This is a genomic window from Streptomyces sp. NPDC026377, assembly GCF_055567715.1.
Map to the genome: position 1 here is coordinate 1 of NZ_JBVHPV010000048.1, position 1,479 is coordinate 1,479.

Annotated in this window: 1 protein-coding gene; it reads right to left on the reverse strand. The window is 66.0% G+C overall.

What is annotated here, in order from left to right; translation table 11 throughout:
• Positions 1 to 15 precede the first annotated feature (15 nt).
• Positions 16 to 1,479 (reverse strand): ISAzo13 family transposase (locus ACZ4MU_RS35200; RefSeq protein ID WP_467883702.1); only part of this gene is annotated, 1,464 nt, incomplete at its 5' end.

The window sequence follows — 1,479 nt, forward strand, 5'->3', positions numbered from 1 at the left end:
AGGGCTTGCAGAGAATCAACATGCTGACTTGATCTCTGTGGGCATGTTGTCCGCGAGGAACGCGGTGACGTCGGCGGGTGTGCGGAACCTGGCTGTTGAGGGTGGAACGGTGTAGCCGTGCTCGGCAAGGAGGGGCTGGACTTGCTGAACGGCTCTGGTGATGGTGCTGCCGCTGACGCCGAAGAGCTGGGCGATCAGGTCTCGGGGGCCGAGTTTGCGCAGGTAGAGAACGGTGGCCAGGACTCGGTCGTCGGTGGTCAGTTTGTCCTTGGCGCCTGCTCCGCGAGCTCGGATGCGATCTCCTCCTCGCTGCTGGGACCGCCCTCGTTCACGTAGCTCGTCGAGTTTCCGGGACAGCTGGTCGACGAGTTCGTCCAGCGCCAGTTCGGTCATGCCCGTCAGTTCCGCATAGCGCAGACCGCGGGCGCAGGGCTGAGGTCGCAGGCTTTCAGCTGGCCGTGGGTCCTCGGCCGCGCCCGCCGTGTCGTGGTGCTGTGGGTGGAGGGTGTAGTTCCAGTCGCCGTGAAAGCGGTGGCGGTGCATGGGCAGTGAGTCGAAGTCTGTGTCGGTGACCTTGATGCCGGTGTCATAGGTGCCCGGGTCGAGTTCGGCGTGGACTGTCAGGCCGGTATGGGTGGTGGTTGCGTTGATGCTGTTCACGATGACGTCGTGGCTGGTCAAAGGTCTGCCCCGCCAGTTCATGGAGATGTGGGAGAACAGCCGGTGCTCGATCTTGTTCCACTTCGAGGTCCCCGGCGGCATGTGGCAGACCGTGATCTCCAGGCCCGTCTCACGGGCCAGGGCGGCGAGTTCGGTCTTCCAGGCGCGGGTGCGGTATCCGTTGGAGCCGCCCGCGTCTGCAGTGATCAGCAGCCGGGCGGCCTGAGGGTAGTCGTGGCCGGCACGGGCCTGCCACCAGCGTCGGATGGAAGCGACGGCAAAGGCCGCGGTGTCGTGGTCGGTGCCGACGCTCACCCAGCCGGAGTTCGCGGCGACGTCGTAGATCCCGTACGGGATCGCCTTGCCCGGCCCCTGCCGGTCCAGGAAGTCATGGGTCTTGACCTGTGCCGGAGCTCCCTTCGGTTCCCACTCACGGCCCCCGTTCTTGTAGGGGCCGACCAGTTCCTTCTTCTTTGTATCCACGCTGATCACCGGGTCGCCGGCAGCGATGTGCTCCTTGGCCTGGTCGTTGATGTAGTGGAACTGGGCATCCCGGTCGGGATGCTGGGCCCCCTCGAGGGTCTTGGCGTTGGCCTGAAGGCTGAATCCCTCCTCCCTCAGCAGGGCGGCGACGGTGTCCGCTGAGATGCGGTGGCCTTGCCTGGTCAACTGGCCGGCGAGTCCGCGGGTGGACTTCGCCGTCCATCTCAGTGGCGACATCGGATCCCCACGCATGTCGGGTTCGACCAGCGCCAACAGCGCGGGCCGAAGTCCTGGATCCACCTCTACTGCCCGCTTGCGCCCGCCGCCTGGACGGCG